Annotated in this window: 2 protein-coding genes; both read left to right on the plus strand. The window is 70.5% G+C overall.

What is annotated here, in order from left to right; translation table 11 throughout:
- On the plus strand, window positions 1-1,168 hold a 1,168-nt coding region (locus tag U9977_RS03305; protein WP_322747660.1), incomplete at its 5' end, for a hypothetical protein.
- A 52-nt stretch (window positions 1,169-1,220) separates the two neighbouring features.
- Window positions 1,221-2,103 (plus strand): hypothetical protein (locus U9977_RS03310; RefSeq protein ID WP_322747661.1); only part of this gene is annotated, 883 nt, incomplete at its 3' end.

Here is a 2,103-nt window from a genome sequence, read left to right on the forward strand (position 1 = left end):
CCAGGGCGTGCACGATGAGAAGGCCACGCGCGAAACAACGACGCACGAGACCATCGCGCTCACAGACGATGGCGCGCCTGTCATGTCTGTGCAGCGGCTGATCGGGGAGGCTGCCACGAACCGCCGGGATCTCCTCGAAGCACTTGCCGCAACGGCCGGCCTGACGGTCGCCGGGGTGGCGGTCGCATCCGCGCTCACCCCGCTGGACAGGCTGCTCGCCCTGGACAGGACCGCCTCCGGCTCGGGTGGGCTGGCCCTCGTCGACGCCCAACTGGAAAGCATCGTCGCGGACTACCCGACAACCCCGCCGACCGTGCTGCTTGGGCGGATCGCCGAGATGCAGCAGGTCACCGACGCCCTCGGGCAGCTCAGCCTGCGCCCCGCCGACCAGGCCCGGCTGTGGCGCCAGGCCGGGATCGGCGCCGGCCTGCGCGGCTGGGTGCACAACAACGCCGGCCAGACGGATGCCGCGCGGCTCTCCCTCGCCGAAGCCTTCCGCCGCGGTGAGCTGCTGGAGGACCCGCAGCTCATGGCGTGGACGCGGTACATGCAGGGGATCGTCGAGGACTATGCGGGCAACCCCCGTGGCGCCGAGGAGTACGCGCTCGACGGATTGCGCTATGCCCCGTCCGGGCCGCAGCGGGCGATCCTCCTCACGGACGGTGTGGCCTGGGCGAGAGCTGAGGTCGGCGATGCGGACGGTGCCGTGGCCGCGATTGACGAAGCCGGGGCGATCGTCGCATCCCTGACCCCGCAACAGCGCGGCCCGCTGCACGCCACCATCGTCCATGACCTGGACTCCTACCACCCGGTCAGTTTCGGGTCGGCCGCCGCGACAGCCTTCGCCTACCTGGGACGGCCCGACGACGTCCGGGAGTTCAACGCCCTGGTCACACCGCTCGCCGACGCGGAAGGCTCACACCAGCGCTCCTACGTCCGCCTCGACGAGGCCATGGCCGTGATCCGCAGCAAGGATCCGGACCCGGCACGTGTCTCGGCGCTCGCCCTCGAAGGGCTGGGCCTCGCCACCCCGTTCCAGACCGCGCACGTCGGCAGACGACTCGACCTCATCCTCACCGACGCCCGCCCGTTCGCCTCCGACCCGGCCATCCGCGACCTCACCGATGCGGTCACCACCTGGCGCAACACCCCGGCCCTCGCCTCCTGAACGCGTTTCGTAGGCTGGTGCTCACCAGACACGCCAGCCGTACGGGGGCTTGATGGAACACAACCTGGTGACCTCGGCGGACCGCGCCGACTACCTGGTCGATCTTTCCAACATCGTGCGGGAGCGGTCGATCGGAGGGCCGGGCCTGCGGTCCCTGCCTCGGCTCGACCTCGTGGTGGCGGCACTGGTGAGGCTCACCGGGGACCCGGACGTCCGCGTTTATCTGATCGCCGATGCCAGCCTGCTGGGCGGCAGCAGGGAGTTCACCGATCAGACGGATGTCGGCCGGCTCCGTCGCTGGGTTGCCGATGGCCTGGTCGAGGAGGTCCCCGACGCGGACGACCGGGTTCTTGAGATCGCCGGCATGACCCGCGTCCCGGTCATCACCGGTGACCGTTACGACGCCTACCGCACCGAGCACGCCTGGATCCAGGGGAACACCTCGCAGTTCCTCAAACCCGCACCCGGGCCTGGCGGCACCGTCACACTCGTCCCGCTGGATATGGGCGTCCGAACACCGGCCCAGATCTCCCGCCGGGAGGAGCTCGCCGCACTCAAGAAGCAGGGTCTGCTCGGCCCCGACCGGACCCCGCTGATCGAGGTGCTCACCCGGGCCTGGCGCTGCCCGGAACGGCGCTGTTCGCTCTATGACATTCACAGCGGTGACCGGGTGCTCCTACCCCGCATGCACCGCGGCGTACCCACCTGCCAGCAGCACCGGGTACCCCTGCGCGACGATGGCCCGCGGCCCGCCACCGCCCAACTCAAGGTCGTCATCAACGGCACCTGCGTGGCCCGTTACACCCTGGACGAGGACTCCGTGACGCCGGTGGGACGCTACCCCGACCCCGGAATCGCGCTGATCAGTCTGCTGGACCCGGAGGCCGCGGCCACGGTCAGCCGCGAGCACGTGGTCGTCTCGCTCCAGCAGGGAC

It is taken from the genome of Protofrankia sp. Cas8 (assembly GCF_963555845.1).
Lineage (GTDB): Bacteria > Actinomycetota > Actinomycetes > Frankiales > Frankiaceae > Protofrankia.